The 6,000-nt window shown below is 47.7% G+C and carries 6 protein-coding genes; 1 reads left to right on the top strand and 5 read right to left on the bottom strand.

The features are described from left to right. Nucleotides 1-67: 67 nt before the first annotated feature. From EKO24_RS11375 to metH, 3 genes are all read right to left on the bottom strand, one after another. Entirely contained in the window at nucleotides 68-481 is a 414-nt protein-coding gene (locus EKO24_RS11375; RefSeq protein WP_127029415.1) for a DUF4238 domain-containing protein, read from the bottom strand. Nucleotides 482-555: 74 nt separating this feature from the next. Next, complete coding sequence (locus EKO24_RS11370; RefSeq protein WP_127029416.1) at nucleotides 556-795, bottom strand: glutaredoxin family protein; 240 nt, start codon at nucleotides 793-795, stop codon at nucleotides 556-558. 1 nt (nucleotide 796) lies between these two features. Continuing rightward, a complete protein-coding gene (gene metH / locus EKO24_RS11365; RefSeq protein ID WP_127029457.1) occupies nucleotides 797-4,474 on the bottom strand; it encodes a methionine synthase in 3,678 nt (1,225 codons plus the stop codon). A gap of 93 nt (nucleotides 4,475-4,567) precedes the next feature. Between metH and EKO24_RS11360 the strand changes: the two genes are divergently transcribed. Continuing rightward, nucleotides 4,568-4,759 carry a DUF2970 domain-containing protein gene (locus tag EKO24_RS11360; protein WP_127029417.1) on the top strand — a complete coding sequence of 64 codons (192 nt, stop codon included), beginning with the start codon at nucleotides 4,568-4,570 and terminating at the stop codon, nucleotides 4,757-4,759. A 93-nt stretch (nucleotides 4,760-4,852) separates the two neighbouring features. Here the strand turns inward: EKO24_RS11360 and EKO24_RS11355 are convergent, their stop codons facing one another. Next, nucleotides 4,853-5,284 (bottom strand): hypothetical protein, encoded by a 432-nt coding sequence (locus EKO24_RS11355; protein ID WP_127029418.1) that lies wholly within the window; start codon nucleotides 5,282-5,284, stop codon nucleotides 4,853-4,855. An 18-nt stretch (nucleotides 5,285-5,302) separates the two neighbouring features. After that, on the bottom strand, nucleotides 5,303-5,686 hold the full coding sequence (locus EKO24_RS11350; protein ID WP_127029419.1) for a hypothetical protein: 384 nt from the start codon (nucleotides 5,684-5,686) through the stop codon (nucleotides 5,303-5,305). Between the last annotated feature and the right edge of the window lie 314 nt (nucleotides 5,687-6,000).

The following is a 6,000-nucleotide window of genomic DNA, read 5'->3' as shown; positions in this document are numbered from 1 at the left end:
TTTTCTTATCACGGGCGGGCCTTCCGTTGCCTAGGGTTAGTTCATGCCTCATATTCTATACCGGCTGTCAATGCGTAAGTTCTATTCTAATGTAATTAGTTGAAGTGCGCTCAATAATTTCGTGATAGTCCTCTTCGAAATTGTGCACTAATACTTCGAGTTTATGAGCTACCTCATCGGCTTGTTTTTCGTTGTTGGCGTAGCATGCATACAAGTCGGATATCGACTTAAACGTACCTATCCACCAATCGTTTAACTCATTAAGTGCACCAAAGTGTTGGCGGGAAGCGAGTGCTTTTATGAACTCAATGTCGCGCTGGCTTATGGCTTTGATTTTGTAAAAATCGCGCTCCAGGGCAATATTTTCGGTTGATGTATGAAACATCTTCCCATTTCTTAAGCACCAGATTTTCTTATCATGTGTCCATGGCGACAGATAGTGCTGCCACACATAGTGGTGATTGCGTTTCTTTGTGCTCATTAGTGTATCTAATAAAATAAAGCTTCAGCGGAATCTGGGGCTTCATAACTTCAATCATCCCGTATTCCGCCACCCTATATATAGGCTACGCGACGAATAAAATCTTCAACCTTCATCTGATCAAACGGCCACCCCAACTCCTGTTTGGTCTCCGGATCATACAAAACCGGAATCCGCACAGCATATTGTTCCTGCCACTGCTCCTGCTCGGCAATATCGACATAGTCAACACCCTCCGATACACAGGCATTAACGATGACCTCCGCCTCTTCGCAAAGATGACAGCCGGATGTGCCAAACAGTATCAGGCGCATATCAATGATGCAAATGCGCGGCCAGCCAGCGCTCGGCGACTTCTTCGGCGATGCCTTTGCGTTTGGCGTAATCGTGCAGTTGGTCTCTGTCTATCTTGCCGACGTTGAAATACTGCGATTCGGGATGGGAGAAATACCAGCCGCTTACCGCTGAGGCCGGATACATTGCGTAACTTTCGGTCAGCTCAATGCTGGTATGCTCGGTCGCATTGAGCAGTTCGAACAGTTTGCCTTTTTCGGTATGATCGGGACAGGCAGGATAGCCGGGCGCAGGCCGTATGCCTTGATAGGCTTCGTTGATCAACTGCTCGGCATCATGGGCTTCATCTTTCGCATAGCCCCAGTATTCTTTCCTGACCACCTGATGCATATATTCCGCAAACGCTTCGGCTAATCTATCGGCCAGGGCTTTCAGCATGATTGCGCTGTAATCGTCATGATCCCGTTCAAACTCTTGCAGTTTTTGCTCGATGCCTATGCCGGTCGTGACCGCGAAAGCACCGATATAGTCGGCTTTGCCGCTGTCAATCGGGGCGATAAAATCGGACAGGCAGTAATTCGGCCGGCCCGGCGCTTTGACATTTTGCTGGCGTAAATGATGCAGGGTTTCTTTTTTCTGGGTGCGGGTGTCGTCGGTGTATAGCACGACGTCGTCGCCGTCGCTGTTGGCCGGGAAGAAACCGACCACGGCGCGAGCGCTCAACCATTCTTCCCTGATGATTTTTTTCAGCATGTCCTGCGCATCGTCAAACAGCTTCCTGGCTTCGACGCCAATGACTTTATCGTCGAGTATTTTGGGATAGCTTCCGGCCATCTCCCAGGTTTGGAAAAACGGCGACCAGTCGATATACCAGACCAGCGTATCCAACGGAAAACGATCAATGACCTTGATGTCCAAAAACGACGGTTTAACCGGTTCGTAGTTGCCCCAGTTGAATTTATTACGCCGCGCTTCTTCTATAGGGTGTTGCTTGGTTTTGGCTTCGCGGCCTTTGTGCCGCTCCCGGACTTCTTCGTATTCTTCGCCGACGCTTTTAACGAACTCGTCTTTTAAATCGACGCTGAGCAAGTTGCTGGCAACGCCGACGCCGCGCGACGCATCGGTCACGTAAACAACCGGACCGTCGTAATTCGGGGCGATTTTGACTGCGGTATGCGCGCGCGAGGTTGTCGCACCGCCAATCATCAACGGGATGGAAAAACCTTGGCGCTGCATTTCTTTGGCGACATGCACCATTTCATCCAACGACGGCGTAATCAGGCCGCTTAAGCCGATAATGTCAACGTTTTCGAGGCGAGCGGTTTGCAGAATTTTTTCGGCCGGCACCATCACGCCCAAGTCGATCACGTCATAGTTATTACATTGCAACACGACGGCAACGATGTTTTTGCCGATGTCATGCACGTCGCCTTTGACGGTCGCCATCAGGATTTTACCGTTGCTTTGCCGGTCGCCTGCGGTTTTATCGGCTTCCATAAACGGCATCAAATACGCTACGGCTTTCTTCATGACTCGTGCCGATTTGACCACTTGCGGCAGGAACATTTTACCCGCGCCGAACAAATCGCCGACCACGTTCATGCCATCCATTAACGGGCCTTCGATAACATGCAACGGACGTTCGGCTTCGAGCCTTGCTTGCTCGGTGTCTTCGTCGATATAGTCGGTAATGCCTTTGACCAGCGCATGTTCCAAGCGCTTGGCAATAGGCCAACTGCGCCATTCCAGGTCTTGCTCTTTCGATGAACTGCTGCCGTCGCCGCGATATTTCTCGGCAATTTCCAGCAACTTATCGGTGCCGCTACCGTCATGAGTATTTAATATGACTTCTTCAACCGCTTCGCGCAGGACTTTGGGAATGTCTTCGTAAATCGCCAATTGCCCGGCATTAACGATGCCCATATCCATGCCGGCCTGGATCGCATGGTATAAAAACACCGCGTGGATTGCTTCCCGCACCGGATTGTTGCCGCGGAACGAAAACGAGACGTTGGACACGCCGCCGGACACCAGCGCGTAAGGCAAGGTGCGCTTGATCTCGGCAGTGGCTTCGATAAAATCGAGGCCGTAATTGTTGTGTTCGTCGATGCCGGTGGCGACTGCGAATATATTCGGATCGAAAATGATGTCTTCGGGCGGGAAGCCGATTTGTTCGGTCAGGATTTTATAAGCCCGTTGGCATATTTCGATTTTTCTGGCCTTGGTATCGGCCTGCCCTGCTTCATCGAAAGCCATCACGATAACCGCCGCGCCGTAGCGTCGTACCAGTTTGGCGTGCTCGATAAACGCAGCTTCGCCTTCTTTTAGCGAGATAGAGTTTACGACGCCTTTGCCTTGAATACATTTCAGGCCGGCTTCCAAAATATCCCATTTGGACGAATCCAACATGACCGGCACTTTCGCAATATCCGGCTCGGACGCGATCAGCATTAGAAAGCGCACCATCGCTTCTTTGGAATCGAGCATGCCTTCATCCATGTTGATGTCGATGATTTGCGCGCCGTTTTCGACTTGCTGTTTAGCGACATCCAGCGCGGTTTCAAAATCGCCTTCGACAACCAACCGTTTGAATATCGCCGAACCGGTCACGTTGGTGCGCTCGCCAACGTTGACGAATAATGAGTCCGGGCCGATGTTCAGCGGTTCGAGTCCCGATAAGCGGCATTGTTTTGGTATTTCGGGAATTTTTCTGGGGCTGTAATGCTGTAATGCTTCAACGATGGCTTTGATATTCGCAGGCGAGGTTCCGCAACAGCCACCGATGATGTTCAAATAACCGTTTTTCGCCCAGTCGGCCAACTCTGCGGCCATTGCTTCGGGCGTTTCGTCGTATTCGCCGAATTCGTTAGGCAAACCCGCATTCGGGTGGGCGGAAATATAGGTGTCGGCAATGCCCGACAATTCATCGATATGTTGGCGCAATTCTGTAGCACCTAACGCGCAATTAAAACCGAAAGAAATCGGTTCCACATGTTTCAAGGAATTCCAGAAAGCGGCCACGGTTTGTCCGGACAGCGTTCTGCCGGAAGCATCGGTAATGGTTCCGGAAATCATGACCGGCAGTTTGTAGCCGATCTGTTCGAAATATTGTTCGACCGCAAAAATCGCGGCTTTGGCGTTCAGCGTATCGAACACGGTTTCAATCAGGATAATATCCGCGCCGCCGTCGATTAAGCCTTTGGTCGCTTCCGTGTAAGCGGCGACCAGATCGTCGAAGAAAATATTGCGAAACCCCGGATCGTTAACATCGGGCGACATCGATGCGGTGCGGTTGGTAGGACCTAGGACGCCGGCGACAAAGCGCGGTTTTTCCGGGGTCTTTTGGGTGTATTCGTCTGCCGCTTGCCTTGCGACGCGCGCACCGGCGACATTGATTTCATAGGCCAACGATTCCATTTTGTAATCGGCCATTGCGATCGTGGTCGCATTGAAGGTATTGGTTTCGACGATGTCGGAGCCTGCTTCAAAATAAGCGCTATGTATCGCTTTAATGATGTCGGGTTGCGTTATCGACAACAGGTCGTTATTGCCTTTAAGATCGACTTCCCACTGGGCAAAACGTTCGCCGCGATAATCTTTTTCTTCCAGCTTGTAACTTTGGATCATCGTGCCCATTGCGCCATCGAGAAATAAAATGCGCTGGGACAATTGCTGCTTTAATAATTCTGTTTTGCTCATAGGAACGGCCAAGGTGTTAGTGGTTTTGGATATAATCATTGCTTAAAAAACAATCAAGCACTATTATTTTTACTATTTTTGCCGGAGATGACCATGTCACAACCAACAATTACTCAAGTCGTAAGAAGCGTTCTAGCTGCCGTTATCGGCATACAGAGCGACGCTAACAGGCAAAGAGATTTAAAAGAAGGGTATCTTCCGGTGTATCTTATTGGGGGATTGATTTTTACCGTACTTTTTGTATGGGGCTTGGTATTTCTTGTTTCCAGCATTTTAGGTAAGTAGCATTTAGAACTCAGGTTTATAGTCTAAAAACAATCCCCATAAAAAAAAGCCCAAGCATTACTTGGGCTTTTTTCTATAACCAACTTTATGTTTTTACTTGTCAGCGGTCGCTTTAAAGCTTTGTTTGATGCTTTCAAACATTTCTTTAAGATCGCCAAATAAATTGCCAACAGTAATAGCTTCTTTGGTAATAAATTTTACCCGAATCAGGGCTGCTGCCAAAAAGCCAACGATAGACGGCATTAATTCCAAGTACACTGAAAGCAGAACGCCTCCAAATCCTTGAAAACCGCCTTCATTTTTTCTATCGCCGATAGTGGTCAAATCACGCTCATAGTCACTACCGCCTTCACCACCTCTGATTGCTTCTAAAATGTAGAGATTGATATCGATGAACGCTAGCTGCACCGCGAAAAAAGCTACCGCGCCAATCGCGACCCACATCATTACATTATTTACATTTGCCCTCATAGCTGACTGGTAAATCCAGAGAGCCACCAAAATCATTACAACGCCACCTATCATAGCTATATCCTTTTTATATTATTTTTTTGTTAGAAAGAAGAAATAAGTACACTTTAATATCATGTCTGAACCCTCTTTTTCAATCACTTTGCAGGATTCATATTTTTCCCGTCCGGGAGCAGACTGTTTTTTGATTTCTCCATTTTCGATGGAATACTTTAACGAAATCTTTAAAGCACTAATTCGTCCGGCGACATCCGTTGCCGACGAGATAAGAGTTCCATCGTTCTTAAACTCCCACTCCTGAGTTACAGCCTTTTTAGGGCTGGTTAACGAAACCGCTTCATCATGAAGAATCCATGTCCCTAAAATTTCAGAATTATCTTTTAGTTGAACGTCAGCATTTGCCGATAACGTAAAGAAAATTGTAACCAATGGTAATATTTTAACGCATCTATTCATCCTAATTCCTTATCTCAAAATGTATCAGCACCCAAAAACAGATTTTAAACTATACCACACCGCCTATCGAGCAATAAATTCCAACCGAGCATAATAGTTGCATCTCATCAGCAAAAACACCAACATAAGCCTTGACTTTAACTCTCCCTAAAGTATTATGCTCATTCCGTTTGCTATGTAATTAGCAATATTTTTAAAATACAAAATTATAGGTAGGACATCCCATGGGAGCGATCTTAGATATCACTGAAATGTTAAAAGAACCAGCCGGTATGGTCGGCGCGGTTGTAGTTATAGCTGCTGGCTACGCCCTT

Origin of the sequence: Candidatus Methylobacter oryzae, from assembly GCF_003994235.2 — a bacterium.
Lineage (GTDB): Bacteria > Pseudomonadota > Gammaproteobacteria > Methylococcales > Methylomonadaceae > Methylobacter_A > Methylobacter_A oryzae.
The sequence above is the reverse complement of the archived record's forward strand: the minus strand, read 5'-3'. Positions and strand labels throughout refer to the sequence as shown.